Here is a 19,293-nt window from a genome sequence, read left to right on the forward strand (position 1 = left end):
CGATCCGCTTCGGCGCACCCCTACGGCGAACCCCATCCGCCCCGGCGCACCCCCAACGGCGACCCCAGCCCGCCCCGGCGCACCCCCTACGGCGGGCCCGCGCCGAGCAGGGTCCAGGCCCCGTAGGCCGCCGACGCGCAGGCGAGGACGGCGAGGACGGCAGCCGTGCGGCCCGTACTCCGCATCCGCACCAGTGCGGCGGCGGGCGGGAGGAGCAGCGGGAACGCGGGCATCATCAGGCGGGGCCGGGAGCCGAAGTACCCGGCGCCGATCAGCGAGACGACCACGATCGCGATGCCGTAGACGAGGACGGGCAGCGGCTGCCGCTGTCGTACGCAGAGCGCCACCAGCCCGCCGAGCAGCCCGAGGGCCGCGCAGAGCCCGAGGGCGGCGGGCAGCGGCAGCCCGGCGATGAAGGCGGCGAGTGCGCGACCGCCGTCGATGCTGTTGCCCCACTGGGCCTGGACGTCGAAGTACGCGAACGGGCCGCCTTCGCGCACGGCGACGAACACCACGTACGCAAGCCAGCCCAGCGGCGCGAGCGCCACCCCGGCGAGCATCCGGGCGTTGCGGCGGAGCACCGCTCCGGGGCCGCCCCCGGCACGGCACTCGCCGAACCCGCCCCCACATCGGTGCTCCGAACACTCCAGGGGCTCCTGGGGCTCCTGGGGCTCCTGGGGCTCCTGGGGCTCCCGACCCTCGCCGCACCTGCGGCCCTCCCGGTACTCCCGTACGAGGGTGACGGCGGCGGTGATCGCCAGGGCCGCGATGAGGGCGGCCGCCGAGGGCCGGGTGAGCCCCGCCAGTGCGCAGAGGGCACCCGCCACGAGCCAGCGGCCCCTGAGGACGGCGTACAGCGACCAGGCCGCCAGTGCGGTGAAGAGCGTCTCCGTGTACGCCATCGACTGGACGAACGCCGTCGGGTACACGCCCCACAGTGCGGCCAGCACCACCCCCGTACGCCGTCCGTACAGCCGGTCCCCGACGGCGAAGATGCCCCAGGCGGCGAGCAGCCCGGCCGACCAGGCGACCAGGAGCCCGGCGCCGCCGAGGGTGAGCGGGGTCGTCTCGGAGACGCCGCGTTCCAGGGCGGGGAGGAGGGGGAAGAAGGCCAGGTCGGAGTGGAGGGAGCCGTCGGGGAGGGTGGCGGTGTAGCCGTACCCGTCCTGGGCTATGCGCTGGTACCAGACAGAGTCCCAGCGCCCGCTGAGCCGGGTCAGGGGATCCTTGCCGGAGGCCCCGGCGGCCACCCACAGGACCACGAGCCCCAGAGCCCGGACGGCGGCGTAGACCGCGAGCGCGGGCGCGGCGGCGCGGAGCGCGGCGGCCGCCCGGGGGCCGAGGCCGCGAGGGTGCGGCGCCGGGGCGTCGGGGCGCCAGGCGCGGAGCTGTGAGTCGGACATACGGCCGATTATGTCCTCCGGCCCGGACAATCCCGACGCCGGCCGCGTCGCCCCCGAGAGGCCGGCCCCGTCAGCCGATCGCCGGCCGGAGGGGCGGGCGGGCGCCGAGGCCACGGCCGACGAGCGGGGCCACGGTGCGGATCAGCTTCAGCTGGGTGGAACGTAAGACACGCACGGTCGTCTCGTCGGACCAGCCGGTCGTGGTGGACCACTCGTAACCGGATCCGACCACATCACTGGCGAAGGCCACCTCGGTGGCGAGGAGCGCCCGCGCCCAGTCCATCGGCTCCAGCGCCTCCCGGGCGATCAGGGCGGCGCGGATCCGGAGCGAGCGGTAGTGGAGGTCCTCCGTACCGTCGAAGCCCATGGCCACGGCGAACTCCTCCGTGGAGCGCGCCGGGCCGCACCACTCGATCAGTCCCAGTTGCAGGAGCCGGGACTCCTCATCGGTCAGCGTCAGTTGCTCCGCGGTCTGCACGTCTGTCATCACCTTCTGGTCGCCTGCCCGCCCACGGAATGCCCTGGGAGGGCGCCGGAACGAACCTTGATCGGTTACGACGCCAGACGCTAACTCCCCTTATCCGTACGCGTCTTGGGCCCGGGGGCCCAAGCCCGGGGCACATGCCCGGCCCCCGGCGCCCCGCTTCCTCACAGACTGGGCACGGCGCTCCCGAACACCTTCCACGGCGACATGGTGACGGGCTCCAGCACCGCCAACTGCGGGTGGGCCGCGGCTATTTCCTCCCGTACGGCGACGGCGTCCGGCCAGGAATCGAGGGGCGCGGACCCCTCGATGACGAAGCCGTCCCAGTCGGCATCGGCCGTCTCACCACTCCGGTCGACGACGAAGCCGATGCAGAGTACGGACGCCCGGCCGACGGTCCGCCGGATGGCGCTCACCGCCCGCTCCCGCTCCACCGGGGGCAGCTCCCCCACGGAGAACTCGACGGCGACGACACCGCCGCGCGCTCGCCGTATGCGCACCAGGAGATCGGGGCCGCCATCCACCCACAACCGGAAGCCGACCTCCTGGAGTCTTTGCAGACCGGAAAGGGAGAGAAGCTGCTCCCGCGTCACAGGCGAACGAGCCCCGCACGAGGGGAGGTCCAGGCTGACGAGCACGGTACGCCCGGTCATGGGATGTGCCGAACGAACCCCCTCCGCCTCCAGATCGCCCAGGAGCGTCGCGGCGTCCACCCGGGTCCAGCCCAGGTGGTACGAGCGGAAGAATCCGGCACTCATCGACGCCTCACCCCATCACGAAACGAACTCGACACTTCGCGTACGCAAACACAAGAGTAGGCGACCATCGGCACGTCCGAGCGTACCGAGCGACAGTGGGTGCGGCGTGGGCCCACGGACCCACGGACGACCCAAAGAACGAAGCGGATGGGCCCGCCCCGTCAAAGCGGCGCGCCGGTGATACCCGGCCAAATCCGCATCGCGGCACAAGCCGGCCGGAACCCGGGGCGCGCACGGCGGGACAACCAGGCTTTCGACGGGCGCACTTGGGCCCGAGTTTGGGGCCCGGGGGCCCGCGCGATGGACGTACTCGCGCCGTACACTCACGGCCGACGGGCAGCACACGCGCCGTTCGGGCGCCGGGATACGGGTTCGGTGCCGGGTTCGGTATCGGTCCGGGGTCGGGTCGGGGTCGGTTCGAGTTCGGGTCCGGTCCGGGTCCGGCATCGGTCCGGGTTCGGGGTCGGGTTCGGTATCGGTCCGAGTTCGGGTTCGGGTTCGGTCCGCGGGTTGGGTATCAGGTTCGGAGAGAAGGTGCGCCGTGAACGGTGACGGGGGCGGAGGCAGGAGCGAGGGCGGGGGCCGGGGCCGGGGAGACCGGAGCCCGGACCACATACCGTCAGGACGCCGGGGTACGGGGGGCTCCGGCGTCCTGACAGGCAGCGAACCGGGCGGCCGGTTCCTGGCGCTGACCCGCAGTTGGGCGACCGGGGCACTGGTCTACATCGCCGCCGGATTCCTGACGAACCGGGTCCTGCTCGAACTGCTGGGCAGCCAGGAGCGGTTGGAGTCGTTCGGCTGGCGGCTGTCCCTGCTGCACATCCCCGCGCTCACCGTCACCCTCCTCACCGTCCTCGCCGCCGCCCGGATGCTCCCCGACGAGCACCGCGGTTCGCGCGCTCTCTACCTGCTCGCCGCACTGGCCGTCCCATGGGCCGGTCTGGCGTACGGCTTCGCGGTCTCGCGGGAGGCGGTGGGGATCGAGGGCGTCCTCATGCCGGTGGTGGCGCTGGCCGCGGGCGCGGCGTCGGGAGTCGCCGTCGACCGGTTGCTGGAGGAGCGCGCCACCCGGCCGGCTCCCCCGCCGACGTACTCGTACGACTGGCGTGACGGCGGCGCCACCGCGACGGAGTACCTGGGGGTCGTGGTCCTCGTCGTGACCCTGGTCGGCGCCATGGCGATGGCGGGGGTCGGGGGGCAGATCGGGGAGCGCGTCCGCTGCGCGATCAGCGCCCTGGCCGGTGGGGGCGGGTCGTGCGCCACGGGCGGTGGGGAGCCGCAGGCGCAGCCGAGGACGGACGCCGACTACGAGCCGAAGATGTGCCAGGTCTCATCCGTCTCCGACACGGCCGGCGGCAAGGTGAAGATCGGCTGGTTCGAGTGGGGAGAGGAGTACGGCTTCCGGCAGAAGGTCTCCCAGGCCAACTCCGACGTCAACGGGGACGGCGTGGTCGACGGCAACGACAAGGTCGTCTCCATGACGTTCACCGACGCGGCCTCCGCCGGTGTCACCGCGGGCACGCCCGGCGTGAAGCTCGGGAGCCTCGGCAAGGCGGACGTCGACATCGGCGGCGGCATCAGGATCACCAACGGTGACACCTGGATCTTCGCGAGCGAGGAGGAGGCTCAGAGGATGCGGGACGACATCGAGGAGATGAAGATGTGGGAGACCGCCACCAAGCACGGCGGCGGGTACGGCGGCAACTGGTACTCGGGCATGAAGTGGGCGGAGAAGAAGGAAGACGTCGAGCGGAAGATCGGCGACAAGAAGATGTCGTACTCGACGGTCGGCCTCAGCGCCTACGCGGACGGCGGCCTGTCGGTCAAGGGCGGCGACGAGGGCGAACTCGGCGCCAAGCTGGGCGGCAGGGCCAAGTTCTCGCCCGAGGCGACGATCACCAGGGACGACGTGAACGGCAACGAGTCGTACACGTACACCGCCAAGCTGGAACTCGAGGGCAAGCTCAGCGGAAACACGGGCCCGCTCAAGGGCACGCTGAGCGGCAAGCAGAGCCGCACCGGCGCCATCACCGTCACCCGCGACCAGAAGACCGGGAAGATCGTCCGCATCGACATGACGCAGACGGTGGAGAGCGGCTCGACGTCCGGCAGGGTCGAAGTGGGCGGCGACAACGGGGAGTCGGGCGCGGACAAGCGGGGCGGCAAGGGCAGCGTGTCGGACTCGTCGGGCGAGACCGGCATCGAGGTGGTGACGACCTCGATCGTCTTCGGCAAGGACACGGACGCGGAAACCGAGGCCGAGCGGGCCGTCGCCGAACAGTGGCTGGGCGGCTCGGGCGACAACACCGCCCCGTTCGCGTACCTCTTCGGCGACCAGGGCATGGAGACGCGCCCCACGGGCAACGACCCCTTCGAACAACTCATGTTCCAGGACGGGTTGTCCAGCACGATGCGCTACCACGGGGAGACGGACGCGCAGGACTTCGGCTTCGAGATCTCGCTCGGCATGAGCCTCGGGTTCTCGCTCTCGGGCGAGCAGAAGAAGGAGACCCTGAGTGACGCGCAGTTCCTCGGAGCGCCGCAGGGCGACAGCCGCACGTATCTTCCGTACAGCTACTGCGCGAACTGACGCCGCCGCACCGGTGATGGCACGACGGAGAAACGATGACCATGACGATGACGAGTAGGCACCGCGCGAGCAGGCCGGCGGCAGCGGCGGCAGCGGCGGCAGCGGCAGCCCTGGGCGCCTCCCTCCTCCTGACGCTGACCGGCTGCGGCAACGAGGGCGACGCCAAGGCCTCGGTGCCGGAGGGCTGGTCCACGCTGGACACCGGGAGCCTGAGCGTCGGCTACCCGAAAACCAAGGGGTACGCGGAACAGCCGGCGGCCGAGCGGAGCAGCAACAACGCGGCGGTGGCGCTCAAGGTGGAGAACGGCATCCGCACCGGCATGGTCTCCGTCCAGCTGAACTTCGCCACAGGCGTGAGCGACGCGAACGAGGCGGCAGCCGCCGCGGGCGCCGGAATCGGCCTGGGCTCCACCCGCAAGGCAACGCAGAACGTCCGCCTGACGGGCCCCTCGAAGGCCCGGGACGCCCGCCGCATCGACTACGACTTCACGGCCGACGGCAAGGAGAACACCCCGAACAAGGGCACCCCGATGACGGGGGTCCTGGTAGCGGGCGTGGACTCGGGCGGCGTGCCGTTCGTGGTGCGCCTGAACGCGGTGGAGGGCGAGGTGAGCGGGGAGGAACTGGACGCGTTCGTGGGGTCGATCACGGTGAAGTAGGGGGCGACGGGCGCCTCTGCCCCCCCAGCCGCCCTGCTAAGTGTTGGCCGCTACGGCTGCGCGGATGGAACGCCGCACGGCCCGGCCGGGCCTTCTGATGCACTTCACCCATCGAGTTCTCCGCCCTCTGCAAGGATGGGCAGGTGACGAGAGCGGCGAATGCTCAAGGACCGGCAAAGCCGCTCTAACGCCGCAGGTCAGGAAGAGTGGTCCCCGCGCAGGCGGGGGTGTTCCGTCTGGTGCGACTGGTGCAACGGCCTCGCGGGCGTGGTCCCCGCGCAGGCGGGGGTGTTCCGGTGTCGCGGCTGTAGACCGGGAAGCAGACGCCGTGTTCCCCGCGCAGGCGGGGGTGTTCCGCAGGTCAACGGGGCGCAGGCGGCCCTGGTCAAGTGGTCCCCGCGCAAGCGTGAGGGACAAGGGTGGCGTCGCTGGCGCATCGCCCTCCGCCTCCATGACGACACCGCCCGGTGGGTCCCGTCCTTTCTCCACGGATCCAGGGACCTGCGAACTCGCCCTCCTTCACCACGAACTGTGTCTCGTCCGGTGCACCGCCCCCGCCATCACGGATGGAACGACGGCGGGTGCGGGTGCACCGGACCTCTACGGCTGTGCGCCCGGAGGGGGCAGGGGTCAAGAACCCTCGCCACGCGGGAAGGAGACCTCCACGCGGCGGTTCTTCTTCCGGCCTTCTTCGTTGCTGTTGCTGGCGATCGGGTACTGCTCGCCGTAGCCCCGGATCTCGTACGTGATCGAGGGTCCGAGCTGCTTCGACAGGATCCCGTGCACGGCGTCAGCGCGCTGCTTGGAGAGCACGTCGCCGTGGGCGGAGGAGCCCAGGTTGTCGGTGAAGCCGAAGACGCGGACCTTCGTGCCGTTCTGCTTCTTGATCTCTTCGGCGATGGCGGCGATACGGGCGTGGGCCGCCGAGCTCAGCTTCGCGCTGTCCTTGCCGAAGAGGACTTCCGCCTGGAGCGCGAACTTGATGTCGGCGTTGCTGTCCTCACGGCGCTCCTCACCGCCGAGGTCTTCTACGACCTGGACGATGTCGAGGACCTTGGCGGGTCCCAGTGTGCCGCCGTCGGGCATCTTGAGGTCCGGGTCGTTGGGGTCGACCTCCACCGGTGGGACCGACTGGGCTTCGGTGCCCGGTGGAACGCTGGGGTCGTCGTCGGCCAAGGCGGGCGTCGCGCCGAACAGCGTGAGGCTCGCGACGACCAGGAGCGAGGCAGCCGACAGGCCCGTCGGCCTCATGCGGGTGCGTGTGTGCGTCATGTCGGCCGTCACCCGGAGATCTTGAGGGACGTCGTCGCAAAGGTCGGGAGGGTGAAGTCGACCTCGCTCGAGCTGGCCGGCGGGGCGGGGAACTGCATGAACACCGACGTGGTCTTGCCTGCCATGAGCGGCGGGATGCCTGTTGTGCACAGGCACCGGTTCTCCGTGTCCCGCAGAATGTAGTAGCGCTTCTTCCCGACCTTGTCGACCAGGGTGGCTCCCGCGACCGAGTTGGGGTTCGCCGCAAGCAGCGCCGTCTCGGATCCGGCCCAGGCCGTCGTGTTCGCCGACTGGGCTCCCTCGTTCTTGATCACGCCTTGTACGGTGACGAAGCCGCCGGAGTCACGCTTGACCTGATTGATCACCAGCGTCAGTCCGTCCAGACCTCGCGCCTCGGCCAACTTGGCATTCGGGTCCACGTCCTCCCCCGCAGCAGTGCCCACCTGCTGCTCGCCCTTGTCCTCGGCCGTCGGCGAACTGGCCGGCGCGGACGCCTCGGGCAATCTCTCGGCCTGGGGCTCCGCACCGCCATCGTCGCCGCATCCGGTCAGGCCGAGGGCGAAGGCCGCTGTGACGGCCACAGCCAGCGCGAACCGTCTCGTTGTTGTGGTACGCCGCATACTCATGGTCCGATTCCTCTACTCGTCATTCGCTGTCACTGGTCGACCAACCGCACATCGAAGAGAATCTTGCTCACCGTGGACCATGGCGGCGGGCTGCCCGGTGCGATTTCCACGACCTGCCCGTTCGAGCACGTGAAAATGAACAGATCCTGGACACCATCGCTGTTGAAGTCCACAGCCTTCCAGTCCGGGCAGCGGAACTCGATCAGGGCGGTGGCCTTGGCCTTGGCAAACATGTCCTTCGTACCAGGTACGACCGACGAGTCCACCGCCTTGCGCCCTTCGACCTCGACCGTGATCCGGTCACGCAGGTAGCCGTACACCGGGTAGCAGGCACGCCTGTCGGCTCGGTTGGCGGCGGCCAGCCTCTCTGCCTCGGCGCAGGGCGGCACGAACGGCGAGCCCAGGAAAAGTTCCAGCGTGTTGCCCGGGAGTGAGGCGATGAAGCCCGGACCCATCTCTGTGCGGGCACGTTGTGCGGCGGCCAGGGCGGCAGCGTCCGCGGCTCCCTGGGACCCGTTGCGCAAGGCCGATGCTTTGCCGACAGCGAAGAAGGCGAACGCAAGGAAGAGCAGGCCCGCCACCATCACCACATAGATGGGGAAAGCCTGCCCTGATTCCTTGCGCGAACGAGCGAAGATCACTGGGCCGTGATGGCGTTCACCAGGCCCTGAATGCGCGCCGAGATAGCGCCGCCGATGCCCGTGGCCACGATCGCGCCGATGATCGCCACAACCACCAGAATGATGCCCAGGTACTCGAACGCCGTCTGCCCCCGGTCCTTCGCCGCGTAACGCTTCTGGATGGTGCTGACGGCGGTGTTGGCCCAGCCGTTGACGCGGACGCCGGTCTTCAGGGTGAAGTTCGACATGGTGTTCCCCTCCTGGTTCGGCCGACCGGGTGCCGGCCGACTCGGGCGTTTCTGCGGTGCCGTCCCCGGTACCGGCTTCCTCCCGGCCGGTGCCGCTGGCGACGTGAGAAACATAGGAGGGAACCGCTGCGCGGTCAGAGGGTCCGTGGGCCCATTCCCGGGCCCAAAAGGTTTTCTGGGCCCCGCCTTCCGGTGTCCGGTCGGTCATGGGTGCCGTCCGGGGTCCCGGGGCGCCGTGCCGAGCCAGCGGGCTATCGCCTCGCTGCGGCTGGCGCTGTGGAGCTTGGTGAAGATGCGGTTGATGTGGTTCTTGACGGTCTTCTCGCTGATGAAGCAGGTGGCGGCGATCTGCTGATTACTCATTCCGGACGCAATCAGCTCCATGACCTCCACCTCCCTCGAACTCAGCCCGTACTGCTGCCTGTTGGGGCGTGAGACCGACCCCCCGGTTACAGAAGACTGTCCCACAGGAGGTTGCAGTTGCGAAAGGCCTTCCGAAGGTTCGCGCTCCCGTGGGGGCGTGTGGACGGGCGGCCTCGTGAGCGCCGCGCCCAGGCCGTCGGGCAAGGGGGCGCGGTCCGGGGCCGTGCCGTGGCGCATGTGGGCGAGCAGGGCGTCGGCGGCCGTGGCCGTGAAGTTGGCCCGGCCGTTCCTCGTGTCCCGTACCGCCTGCACCAGCTGGTCCGCCGTGAACTCGCCGTGCACCAGGTAGCCGCCCGCGCCCAGGCGCAGGGCCTCGTGCACGATCTCGCTCTCCCTGCTGTACGTCAGCATGAGTACGGGGGCGATGCCCACCAGGTGCGGCAGCGCCGAGATGCCGTCCACGCCGGGCATCCGGACGTCCAGCAGGACGACGTCCGGGCGGTGGTGGAGTGTCTTCTCGTACGCCTCCCGGCCGTCCGCCGCCTCCCCGACGACCTGGATGTCGGCCCGGCCCGAGAGCAGGACGCCCAGCCCCGCCCGCACCACGGGGTTGTCGTCGGCCACCACCACCCTGAGCTTGGCTGCGGCGGGCGCCGAGGGCAGGGCGGGGGGACCGATCGCGGGGTGCGGGGGGACTGGTTCGAAGTCGTCCGGCATGGTGCGACCTCCTCTCCGGGTCGGGGGGGTTACAGGTGGGGGGCGGCCACAGGCGTTGGTGTCGGGCCGGGGGGCGGGTGGGGCGTGAACGGAGGCGGTGGGGGCGGCGGGGGTGCCAGTGCCGCCAGCGGGAGTTCCACCCGTACCTCCGTCCCCCTCTCCGCCCTGCCCCTGCCGATCCGGATACGGGCCCCGATCGAGGCCGCGCGTTCCACCATGCCCACCAGGCCGAAGTGGCCCGCCAGACGCAGGCTCTCCAGGGTGGTCCCGGCGGGGAGGCCGCGGCCGTCGTCGTACACGCTCACGCGCAGCACGTCGCCCTTCACGCCGGCCAGGACGACCAGGTACGTGGGGGACGCGTGGCGGTGCGCGTTCTCCAGGGCCTCCGAGGCGACCGTGAGGAGTTGGCGGGCCACCGCTTGGGGGACGGGAGGGACCGGGGTGTCCTCCGCGAGGCGGCGGAACGTTGCCGTGATGGGGTGGCGGGCGGTGAAGTCGGCTGCCTGGGCGGACAGTTCGGCCACGATGTCCACGCCGCCCTCCAGGCCCTGTTCGCGGCGCAGATCCGTGAGCAGCTCCCTCGACTCGGCGGCGGCCCGCCGCGCGGCGCGGGCGACCAGTTCCGCCTGGCGCCGGACCGTGGGCGGGTCCAGGCGGTCGGCCGAGCACGCCAGGCCGTCGGCGGCCAGGGCCAGGCCGTGCAGGGTCTTGGCGACCGAGTCGTGCATCTCCCGGGCCAGGCGGGTGCGTTCGACCTCCACCGCCTCGTTCACCGCCAGCCGCGCCCGGGTCTCGGTCAGCGCCTGGGTGGCCGTCCCGAAACGCAGGAGCAGGTTCCGCAGAGTGACCCCCACCGCGCCGGCGATCACGCAGAAGCCGGGGAGGAGCGCGGTGGCGCCGCCCTCCTCCAGCTTCGGGACGCTCGCGTACACCCCGAAGACGATCACCACCTGGAGCGCCGCGAAGACCGCCGCCCCGCGCCAGCCCTGGACCAGGCCCGCCAGCAGCGGGGTGCAGACCGTGACGTACGCGAGGGTCGACTCGGGGGTCGCCGTGATCAGCAGGAGCGAGCCGAAGAACACGTCGACGGCGAGGAGCCAGGGGTGGCGCAGGAGGAACGGGCCGAACCGCTCCCAGTCGCGGAACAGGACGTACGAGCCCATGAAGGTGACGAGGATCGCCGAGCCGATGAACCAGGTGGGCAGGCCGGGGGCGGTGTGGTCGATGGCGTACGGGGTCGCTATCGCGATCATCGCCAGCCGGAAGCCGAAGACCTGCCGGCACATCGCCTGGAGGGCGTTGACCTGGATCGCGAAGGCCGGGGCCGCCGGGGTGCCGGTGTGGGCGCGGGTCAGGTCCGTCGGCAGGTCCGGGTCGGAGACGCTCAGTTGGTACGCCATGTGTCTGCCCTCACCTCCGGCTCAGTTCCCGCAGGGCGTCGCCGTAAGGCCTCGCAAGACCCGTGAGGCCCATGAGGCCCGTAAGACCTGTGAGGCCCGTGATTCCCGTGAGGCCCATGAAGGCTTGCGAGGGACCGTACGGCCTCGCGGCTCCCTTCCATCCCCTCGTCCCCACCCCTCCCGCCGTTCATGTCAGCCGCCCGTGAGGAACGAGAAGTCGACATCGGCCCCGTACACGAACCCCACCGTGAGGAGAACGAGCGTGCCGGGCAGCAGGAACGACGTCACCGCGAACGTCGCCTTCGGGACCGCCTTGGCCGCCTTGCGGCGGGCGTTCTGGGCGTCGGTGCGGCGCATGTCGTTGGCGATCTGGATGAGCGTCTCGACGATGGGCGCACCCAGTTCCTCGCCCTGCTGGAGCGTGGTGACGAACATCGCGACCTGCTCCGAGTCGTTGCGCCTGCGCAGCTCCTCGAAGGCCTGGCGGCGGCTGACGCCCATGTCCATCTGGCGCAGGGTGATGCGCAGTTCGTCGGACCAGGGGCCCTCGTACTTCTCCGCCACCCGGTCCAGCGCCTGCCGGAAGCCGAGTCCGGCGGAGACGACGACGGCGAGGACGTCGAGGAAGTCCGGCAGGGTGCGTTCGATGTGCTCGCGGCGCACCCGGATCGCCGACCAGATCCCCGCCTCCACCCAGAACAGGCCGAACGCGATCATGAGCAGGGCCAGGAACAGCTGGCCCTGGAGGAGCATCGAGAAGGCGCCCAGCAGGCCGAGTGCGCCGTAGACCGCGCGGCGGGCCGCGTAACGGTCGATGGTGAGGCCGCCCGGGTTTCCGGCCAGGTCGATCTGGCGGCGCTTCTTGTTGACCGCCTTGGGGCCCATCATCCGCAGCACCATCGGGGCCCAGCGGATGCCGAGCCGGTCGATGCCGGAGCCCACCGCGCCGGTGCGCGAGGAGCCGGATTCGAGCGCGATGGCGAGGTCGCCGGGGAGTTTGGCGTCGGCCCGGTACATCCGGATGCCGTGGATGGCCCCGTAGACGGCGAGGCCGACGATCAGGGCGAGCAGCAGGTCCATGTGCCGGTTCCTCTCGGTGGGTTCGGGGCGTCAGACGTCGATACGGGACAGGCGGCGGATGACCACGAACCCGATCGCGTACAGGGCGATGGCCACGACCACCGCGGCCTGGCCGATGAAGGCGCCGGTCATACGGTCCAGGGCGCCGGGCATGACCGCGTTCATCAGGAGCATCGCGCCGATGCCGAAGGCCGGTACGGCGTAGGCGGTGACGGTGACCTGGGAGAGCTGGGTCTTGACCTCGCGGCGGGTCTCCTTGCGCTCCTCCAGGGTCTCGGTGAGGTTGCGCAGCGAGCTGACGACCGTACCGCCCGCCCGGTTGGAGAGGACCAACGTCGTTACCAGGACGACGAGTTCGCGCGAGGGGAGTCGGTCCGTCAGCTCGCTCAGCGCCTCGTCCAGGGATTCGCCCACCGCCAGCCTCCGTGCCACCCTGGCCAGTTCCTCGCCCGCCGGGTCCTCCAGCTCCTCCGCGGCCATGGAGAGCGCGGTGCGCAGGGCCAGGCCCGCCTGGGTGGCGTTGGCCAGGATGCGGGAGAGTTCGGGGAGTTGGTTGATGAACCGCTCGGTGCGCTTCGTACGCTGCCAGTTGAGGAAGGCGTTGGTGCCCCAGAGGCCGATCAGGGCCGCGACCGGGCCGAAGAAGGCGGCGAGCATGGACGAGGCGATCATCCACAGCCCGGCCATGGCGAGGAGGGCGTAGACGAAGAACTCGCCGGGAGTGAGCTCCATGCCGGTCGCCGCGAGCTTCAGCTCCAGCTTCCGGCCGAGCGCGGTGGCCCGCAGGCGGCGGTCCAGGCCCTTGAAGCGGCGGTGGCGGCCCGGCTCGGGGACCTGGCCGACGTGGGAGAGCCGCTCGACGAGGGCGTCGCGGTCGGCCTTGCCGCCGGAGTAGGCGTACAGGCCCATCACGCCGAGCACGCAGGCGACCAGGGTGACGCCGACGGTGACCAGGGGGAGGTTGACGTTGTCCATGGCTCGGGTACCTAGTTGGCCTCTCGGGTGGCGAGCTGTTCGGCGCTCTCGGCGATGCCGAACGCCTGCGGGATGGGCTGGCTCGCCATGTAGAGACGGTCGGCGATCCTGCGGGGCAGCGGCAGGTACTGGAAGCGGCCGTGGATCCGGCCGTCGGAGGCCATCGGCTGCGCGTCGAACCGGGCCACCGTGACGATCCGGTACGGGTCGCGGCCGTGCGAGTCGAGCACCGCGATCTCGGTGACCTTCCTGGTGCCGTCGGCGTGCCGGGTGAGCTGGACGATCACGTCGACGGCGCTGTTGATCTGGTCGTGCAGCGCCTCGAAGGGGATCTCCACCTCGGACATCGAGGCGAGCGTCTGAAGGCGCATCAGCGCGTCCTCGGCGTTGTTGGCGTGGACGGTGGCGAGCGAGCCGTCGTGGCCGGTGGACATCGCCTGGAGCATGTCGAGGGATTCGCCGCCGCGGACCTCACCGACGACGATGCGGTCGGGGCGCATACGCAGGGAGTTGCGGACCAGGTCGCGGATGGTGATCTGGCCCTTGCCCTCGACGTTGGCCGGGCGGGACTCCAGCCGGATCACGTGGTTCTGCTGGAGCTGGAGTTCGGCGGAGTCCTCGATGGTGACGATGCGCTCGGTGTTCGGGATCAGTCCGGAGAGCGCGTTGAGGAGCGTCGTCTTGCCGGTGCCGGTGGCGCCCGAGACGATGATGTTGAGCTTGGCCTGGACGAGGCCGGCGAGCAGGATCAGCATCTGCTCGTCCAGCGAGCCGAAGCCGATCATCTCCTGGAGGGTGAAGGAGCGCGGGAAGCGGCGGATGGTGAGGGTGGCGCCGGTCAGCGACAGCGGCGGGATGATCACGTTGACACGTTCGCCGCTGGGCAGCCGTGCGTCGACCATCGGATTCGACTCGTCCACACGGCGGTTGACGGTCGACACGATGCGCTCGATGGTCTGCATCAGCTGTTCGTGGGAGCCGAAGCGCATGGGGAGCTGCTCGACCTTGCCGCTGCGCTCGACGAAGATCTGGTCCGGGCCGTTCACCATGATCTCGGTGATGGACGCGTCCTCCAGGAGCGGTTCCAGGATGCCGAGGCCCAGCGCCTCGTCCACGACGCGCCGGATCAGCTGCGAGCGCTCCACGGTGGAGAGGACCGGGCCCTCGCGGCTGATGATGTGGCCGAGTACGCGCTCCAGGCGGGCCCGCCGGTCGGCGGCGGCCAGCGAGGACATCTCCGCGAGGTCGATCTCCTCCAGCAGCTTGGCCCGGTAGGTGGCCACCAGGTGGCCGTCCTCCCGTGCACCGCCCTGCTCGTCCGGGGCGCTCATGCGTGCCCGCAGGCTCATCTGCGTAACTCTCCTCGGTGTCGCGGGTGTTGCTGGGTCCGGGGGCTGGGTGTGGTGGGGTGGGTCCGGTGGGGTGGATCCGGTGGGTGGGCGCGGTGGTCTGGTGCGGTCCGCCCGCCCGGTGCGCCGGTCACCGTCCGCCGGTCCGGTCGGCCCGCCCGGTGCGCCGGACCGGTCGGACGCCCTTCGCCGTCCGTGGGCTCCTGGGCTACTCGCGCGGCATCGTGGCGCTCCGCTTCGCCCACCAGCCGTCCAGGCCGGGGACCACCGAGGGGACCTTGACCTGGACCGTGGCGGTGATGTCCCGGCCGCCGCTCTGGCTGTACCGGAACCCGCCGTCGCTCAGCCAGCCGCTCACCGCGCTCCGGGCCGTCGACCCCGGGTCGCCGTGGGCGTCGTAGCTGGCCGCCGTACGGGCTCCGGCGCGGGCGGCGGTGCCCGCCTGGTTGGCGGCGTACGCGGCGAGGCCGAGCTGGATGGCCCCCATGGCGACCAGGAGCAGCAGCGGGAGGAAGCCCAGGTACTCCAGGGCCACCTGGCCGCGGTCCCGGCCCCTGACCCCGCCCCTGTTCCTGCCCCTGTTCCTGTCCCGGCGCTCCCGCTGAACCCTCGGTGACGCGTTCACGGTTGGCGTCATCACTCAGTCCTCCCTCGGCGACCCGGCTTCGCCGGTGATGGGGATGTCCAGGTCGAACAGGCCCGGCACCAGCACCGGGACCTTGAGCCGCACCTTCGCCTCGTACAGGTCCCCGCCCGCCCCGCAGCTGACCTGGGCCCCGCTCGACCAGGCGCCCGGCAGGTCCTTCATCGCGCCCGCCCGGCAGGCGGCCCCCGCCCCGTACTCCGCGCCGCTCCCCTTGCGCGCGCCCACGTCCGCCGCGTTGCCCGCGAGGCTGAAGGTGTAGCCGATCAGGGCGCACTCCCAGAGCACGAGCATGATCAGGATGATGAAGGGGGTCATGCCCAGGAACTCGATGGCGGTCTGCCCCCGGTCGTCCCTTCGGAGTCCCCCGAGCCTACGGAGCCCCCGAGGCGCCCGATGAGGCGCCCGAGGCGTCCCGTGCGGCCTCCGAGCCGTCCGGTGAGTCCCCCGAGGCACGGGTACCCGGTGAGTCCCCGGAGGCACAGGCACCTGGTCGCGGTCACGCAGGGCGGCCGTCCGCCCCCGTATGCCGCTGCGAGCCGTCCTTGTGGTGGTCGTCATCGCTCAACGTGTCCCCTCAGCGTCTGCGGGGCCGCCGCGCCGGCGGCGCGGGCGTCCGATGGAGCCCCGGTCGTTCTTGAAGGTGCCGCTGTTCCTCCTGGCCAGCGCGCCGCCCTTCCTCGGCGTCGCGCTCGCCTTGACGATGCCCAGCTCTCCGGCCAGGCCCCACAGGGCCTGCTTGACCGTGCTCTTGGCGTCCAGTTCGTGCAGGCGGCCGGAGTCGATGGACGCCTGGAGCTCCTTGAAGTTGGCGGGGACCGCCGCGGAGGCGACCCGGGTGCCGGTGATCTTCTGGATCAGGGGCGGCTGGATCTCGGTGTTGCGGGTGAAGCGGTTGACGAGGGTGACGGTCTCCTCGGCCTTGCGGATCTGGAGCCGTTCCCACATCCGTACGATGCGTTTCGCGCCGCGCACCGCGATCACGTCCGGGGTGGTCACCAGCAGGGCCGTGTCCGCCATCTCGATGGCCGCCGCGTTGGCCCCGTTCATCTGGCCGCCGCAGTCGATGACGACGATCTCGTACCGGGAGCGCAGGGCGCTGACGATCTGGCGGGCCGACCGGTCGGTGACCTCCTCGCCGCGCTCGCCCTCGCCGGGGGCCAGCAGCAGGGCCAGGCCCGTGGAGTGGGAGAAGACGGCGTCGGCGAGCACCCGGGGCGAGATGTCGGTGATCACGGCGAGGTCGACGAGCGAGCGCCGGAACTGCACGTCGAGGAACGAGGCGATGTCCCCGGTCTGGAGGTCCATGTCGACCAGCGCCACCGTGTGGCCGGACGCCTGGGCGGCCAGGGCGAGTTGGATGGCCGTGACGGTGGCGCCGACCCCGCCCTTGGCGCCCGTGACCGTGACGACCGTGCCGCCGGGGCCGGTGAACACGTCGCCCGCCGAGGAGAGGTGGCGGCGTACGCCGGTCGACCACTGGGCCGCCGCCTGGACCCGGTTGGCAAGTTCCTCGTACCCCACCGGCAGGGTGACCAGGCCCCGGGCGCCGGAGTCCATGGCGTCGGCGAAGAGGTGGGGGCCGGCGTCCGTGGTGATCATGACGACCCCGACGGAGGGGAACCGCAGGGACACCTCCCGGATCAGCTCCAGGGCCGGTACCGGGCCGATCCGCTCGTGCACCAGCACCACTTCGGGCAGCTCGTCGAGGGCCTCGCCCGCGAGGCGGGCCAGGGTGTCGATCAGCTGGGTGGAGTCGGCGACCGGGGCCGCCGGTTCGGCGTCGGGCAGCTGGCTGAGCAGGGTGGTGATGGAGCGGGCCGCGTCCAGGTCGCCCACGGCCGGGAGGATTCTGGTGGTCATCCGATCCTCACTTGTCCTTGTCGAGCGTGTAGGTCCGGTCCCCCGGACGGATGGTGCCGTCGCTGCCCGGGGCGACGAGTGCCAGACGTACGTGCTCCGCGAAGGACTCCGCGTAGGCGATGCGCTGGGCGTCCAGCGTGTTCAGGGCGAAGGTGATCGGCACGGCCTCGGTGGTCTGGCTGCGCCGGCCGTCGCCGCTGGGCTCCAGGGCGGTGAGCTTGCCGACCTCCAGCACCTTGGCGTTGGAGACGATGACCTTGGACTGGGCGGGCGCGCCCTTCTCCCGCTGCTCCCCGGCGAAGGTGGCGTAGATGTTGACCGTGGCGCCGGTGGTGATCTTGCCCGCGACGCCGGTGGCTGCGTCGATCATGATCGCGATCTCCTGCTCACCGGCGCGGAGTTCGGGCTTGCGCACCATCATGTCCGACTGGAGGAGCGAGCCCTTGCGGAGCTGGGTGACCGCGATCTTCGACTCGACCTCCCGCAGGTCGGTCACGGCGTTCTCCGAGAGCCAGCGCTTGGGCATCGAGATCTTCTCGAACTGGTCGCCGCTCAGTGCCGTGTAGGGGGCCACGTCGGACTTCAGCTGATAGGCGGTCACCTCGGGGCCCACCTTGGAGTTCACATCGCTGATCACCGAGAGCACGCCGGCGAAGGCACCGAAGGCACACAGGACCGACAGGAGAAGGAGTATCACGCCGCGGCGCTGGCGGGAGTTCATGGGCCGGACAACCTCGTTCGAATCGGATGCGTGGAGCAGCGGACGGAGAGCGATGCGCGGTGAGGCGGTACGGGCCGGAGGCCGGGCGCCTGGGCCGGGCGGGCCTAGGGGCCGGAGAGTTCGCCGGCTCCGAGTTGGAGGACACCGGTGGACACCCTGCGGTTCTCGGGGGCGGCGAGGGGTGCGGAACAGAATGCGCAGCGGTCACCGATGAGTTCCATTTCGCACCAGTGGCACTTCTCCCGGCGGACGGAGGCGACCAGCTGGTACAGCACGGAGATGTCCGGGAGGTGGGCGGCGAACTCCACCAGCTTTCCCGTACCCCACCAGCGCGGGGAGTCGGCGGGCAGGCCCGTTTCCTGTACGGCCTGGACCTTCCAGGCGGGCGCCAGGGTCTCCTGTACCCAGTCCGACTGCGACTGCCCTTTGGCGACGAGAAGATGCGTGCCGAATTCCGGTCCGGTCAGGGGTTGGGCGGCCGGTCCCACTTTGATGAGTTGCGGCTGGGGACCGGCGAGTACGGCGAACTGGGAGCCGGGGACCCAGGATCTGGCGTGGCTCTTGAGGCTGACCGGTACCCGGTCGAGTTTGGCGACCGAGTTGAGCAGGGCGCCCGCGTAGATGTAGTGCGACAGCAGCCGGGCGGCGGAGGCGACCACTCCGGGGCTGAAGTCGCAGATGGACAACTGCCGCAGCTGGCGCACCAGTACGGCGACGCCGAGGGGCGGCAGGTCCACCTTGACCAGGGCGATCCGGTCGCTCTCCAGGACCGACCGGATGGAGTGGAGCCGTCTCACGTGCTCGGGCCGGGTGCCGGACGGGTACAGGGCGATCACGTACCCGTGCTGTTCCAGCAGCAGATGCATGTCGCCGATCGCCAGCTCCAGGGCCTGGGCTTCGGGGGCCTGGAGCAGGGCCGCGGTCGGTGTCTGCTGATCGGTGGGCGGCAGCACCAGATCTGCACTCGTCACTGCTATTGCGGTCGGCACGCTCTTCCCCGTTCGGCTCCGGCCGTCGTCAAGACGTCGGCCGCAATCGCTCCTGCTCCGTGCTCCTGTCTCAGCACTTTAGCCACGTCTCACCAGGCAGAGAACAGTTATCGGGGACCAGTGCGTCATCATGCGAACACCGTTCGTACGGGGGTCGGGTGCTAAACAGGACGAAATCGATTGTGGTCAACTTCTGTACCACTGCGGAGCGTTACCGAACGCGCGATCCGGAATCCGGTCGCGCCTTCATTCCCGCACGTCACGGCGGGCGGCGGAGCGTTCCGGATCATTTCGGCGGGCCGTTCTCGTCACGGTACGAAGACCTTCGGCAAGATCACCCGTGTGGGTAGCGGGGTGCGGACGCGGAGCCGTCACCCGGCGAGAAAGTGCGCCCTGAGCCCTCGCGGAGCGCCTGCGGCCGGCGCCCGCCCGGCCGGACCCGCGGCAGCCCCCACGGCCGGCCTTCGGTCAGCCCCGCGCGCCCCCGGACGGGCGGTCACTCGACCTCTCCGGAGAGCCTTTCGCTGCCAAAG

At 70.7% G+C, this 19,293-nt stretch carries 19 protein-coding genes and 1 CRISPR repeat array; of the genes, 2 read left to right on the forward strand and 17 right to left on the reverse strand.

What is annotated here, in order from left to right; all coding sequences use genetic code 11:
- Nucleotides 1-86: 86 nt before the first annotated feature.
- The 3 genes from AB0917_RS09955 to AB0917_RS09965 all read right to left on the reverse strand — a co-directional run bounded on the left by AB0917_RS09955 (nucleotide 87) and on the right by AB0917_RS09965 (nucleotide 2,645).
- Nucleotides 87-1,403, reverse strand: coding sequence for a hypothetical protein (locus tag AB0917_RS09955; protein WP_366819010.1), 1,317 nt, complete (start codon nucleotides 1,401-1,403; stop codon nucleotides 87-89).
- Between the two features lie 70 nt (nucleotides 1,404-1,473).
- Nucleotides 1,474-1,890, reverse strand: a complete 417-nt coding sequence (locus AB0917_RS09960) for a hypothetical protein (RefSeq protein WP_366819011.1) — start codon at nucleotides 1,888-1,890, stop codon at nucleotides 1,474-1,476.
- Between the two features lie 161 nt (nucleotides 1,891-2,051).
- The gene (locus AB0917_RS09965) at nucleotides 2,052-2,645 is read right to left on the reverse strand and encodes a hypothetical protein (RefSeq protein WP_366819012.1); all 594 of its coding nucleotides are present in this window, start codon (nucleotides 2,643-2,645) and stop codon (nucleotides 2,052-2,054) included.
- A 541-nt stretch (nucleotides 2,646-3,186) separates the two neighbouring features.
- Here AB0917_RS09965 and AB0917_RS09970 point away from each other — a divergent pair.
- Complete coding sequence (locus AB0917_RS09970; RefSeq protein ID WP_366819013.1) at nucleotides 3,187-5,235, forward strand: hypothetical protein; 2,049 nt, start codon at nucleotides 3,187-3,189, stop codon at nucleotides 5,233-5,235.
- 41 nt (nucleotides 5,236-5,276) lie between these two features.
- Entirely contained in the window at nucleotides 5,277-5,894 is a 618-nt protein-coding gene (locus AB0917_RS09975) for a hypothetical protein (RefSeq protein WP_366819049.1), read from the forward strand.
- 206 nt (nucleotides 5,895-6,100) lie between these two features.
- A CRISPR array of direct repeats spans nucleotides 6,101-6,312; the repeat unit is 29 nt; unit sequence GTGGTCCCCGCGCAGGCGGGGGTGTTCCG.
- A 212-nt stretch (nucleotides 6,313-6,524) separates the two neighbouring features.
- On the opposite strand, the gene AB0917_RS09980 is transcribed toward AB0917_RS09975, so the two are convergent.
- The 14 genes from AB0917_RS09980 to AB0917_RS10045 form a co-directional block, all read right to left on the reverse strand.
- Nucleotides 6,525-7,166: an OmpA family protein gene (locus tag AB0917_RS09980; RefSeq protein WP_366819014.1), complete on the reverse strand. Its 642-nt coding sequence runs from the start codon at nucleotides 7,164-7,166 to the stop codon at nucleotides 6,525-6,527.
- 8 nt (nucleotides 7,167-7,174) lie between these two features.
- Nucleotides 7,175-7,792 carry a hypothetical protein gene (locus tag AB0917_RS09985; RefSeq protein WP_366819015.1) on the reverse strand — a complete coding sequence of 206 codons (618 nt, stop codon included), beginning with the start codon at nucleotides 7,790-7,792 and terminating at the stop codon, nucleotides 7,175-7,177.
- Between the two features lie 29 nt (nucleotides 7,793-7,821).
- Nucleotides 7,822-8,433, reverse strand: a complete 612-nt coding sequence (locus tag AB0917_RS09990; RefSeq protein ID WP_366819016.1) for a pilus assembly protein TadG-related protein — start codon at nucleotides 8,431-8,433, stop codon at nucleotides 7,822-7,824.
- Complete coding sequence (locus AB0917_RS09995; RefSeq protein ID WP_366819017.1) at nucleotides 8,430-8,660, reverse strand: hypothetical protein; 231 nt, start codon at nucleotides 8,658-8,660, stop codon at nucleotides 8,430-8,432. Before AB0917_RS09995 ends, AB0917_RS09990 begins: the two co-directional genes overlap by 4 nt.
- A 204-nt stretch (nucleotides 8,661-8,864) precedes the next feature.
- A complete protein-coding gene (locus tag AB0917_RS10000; protein WP_366819018.1) occupies nucleotides 8,865-9,740 on the reverse strand; it encodes a response regulator transcription factor in 876 nt (291 codons plus the stop codon).
- Nucleotides 9,741-9,769: 29 nt separating this feature from the next.
- The gene (locus AB0917_RS10005; protein ID WP_366819019.1) at nucleotides 9,770-11,140 is read right to left on the reverse strand and encodes a histidine kinase; all 1,371 of its coding nucleotides are present in this window, start codon (nucleotides 11,138-11,140) and stop codon (nucleotides 9,770-9,772) included.
- 192 nt (nucleotides 11,141-11,332) lie between these two features.
- On the reverse strand, nucleotides 11,333-12,220 hold the full coding sequence (locus AB0917_RS10010) for a DUF5936 domain-containing protein (protein ID WP_366819020.1): 888 nt from the start codon (nucleotides 12,218-12,220) through the stop codon (nucleotides 11,333-11,335).
- Between the two features lie 30 nt (nucleotides 12,221-12,250).
- On the reverse strand, nucleotides 12,251-13,195 hold the full coding sequence (locus AB0917_RS10015) for a type II secretion system F family protein (RefSeq protein ID WP_366819021.1): 945 nt from the start codon (nucleotides 13,193-13,195) through the stop codon (nucleotides 12,251-12,253).
- Nucleotides 13,196-13,206: 11 nt separating this feature from the next.
- Entirely contained in the window at nucleotides 13,207-14,544 is a 1,338-nt protein-coding gene (locus AB0917_RS10020; RefSeq protein WP_366819022.1) for a CpaF family protein, read from the reverse strand.
- Nucleotides 14,545-14,752: 208 nt separating this feature from the next.
- The gene (locus AB0917_RS10025) at nucleotides 14,753-15,079 is read right to left on the reverse strand and encodes a TadE/TadG family type IV pilus assembly protein (RefSeq protein ID WP_366819023.1); all 327 of its coding nucleotides are present in this window, start codon (nucleotides 15,077-15,079) and stop codon (nucleotides 14,753-14,755) included.
- A 105-nt stretch (nucleotides 15,080-15,184) separates the two neighbouring features.
- The gene (locus tag AB0917_RS10030) at nucleotides 15,185-15,520 is read right to left on the reverse strand and encodes a septum formation initiator (RefSeq protein WP_366819050.1); all 336 of its coding nucleotides are present in this window, start codon (nucleotides 15,518-15,520) and stop codon (nucleotides 15,185-15,187) included.
- A gap of 231 nt (nucleotides 15,521-15,751) precedes the next feature.
- Nucleotides 15,752-17,050 carry an AAA family ATPase gene (locus AB0917_RS10035; RefSeq protein ID WP_366819024.1) on the reverse strand — a complete coding sequence of 433 codons (1,299 nt, stop codon included), beginning with the start codon at nucleotides 17,048-17,050 and terminating at the stop codon, nucleotides 15,752-15,754.
- Between the two features lie 7 nt (nucleotides 17,051-17,057).
- A complete protein-coding gene (gene cpaB / locus AB0917_RS10040) occupies nucleotides 17,058-17,771 on the reverse strand; it encodes a Flp pilus assembly protein CpaB (protein WP_366819025.1) in 714 nt (237 codons plus the stop codon).
- Between the two features lie 104 nt (nucleotides 17,772-17,875).
- Nucleotides 17,876-18,742, reverse strand: a complete 867-nt coding sequence (locus tag AB0917_RS10045) for a hypothetical protein (protein WP_366819026.1) — start codon at nucleotides 18,740-18,742, stop codon at nucleotides 17,876-17,878.
- Nucleotides 18,743-19,293: the final 551 nt, after the last annotated feature.

This window comes from Streptomyces sp. NPDC007346 (genome assembly GCF_040703535.1).
In the GTDB taxonomy this organism is placed as follows: Bacteria; Actinomycetota; Actinomycetes; order Streptomycetales; family Streptomycetaceae; genus Streptomyces.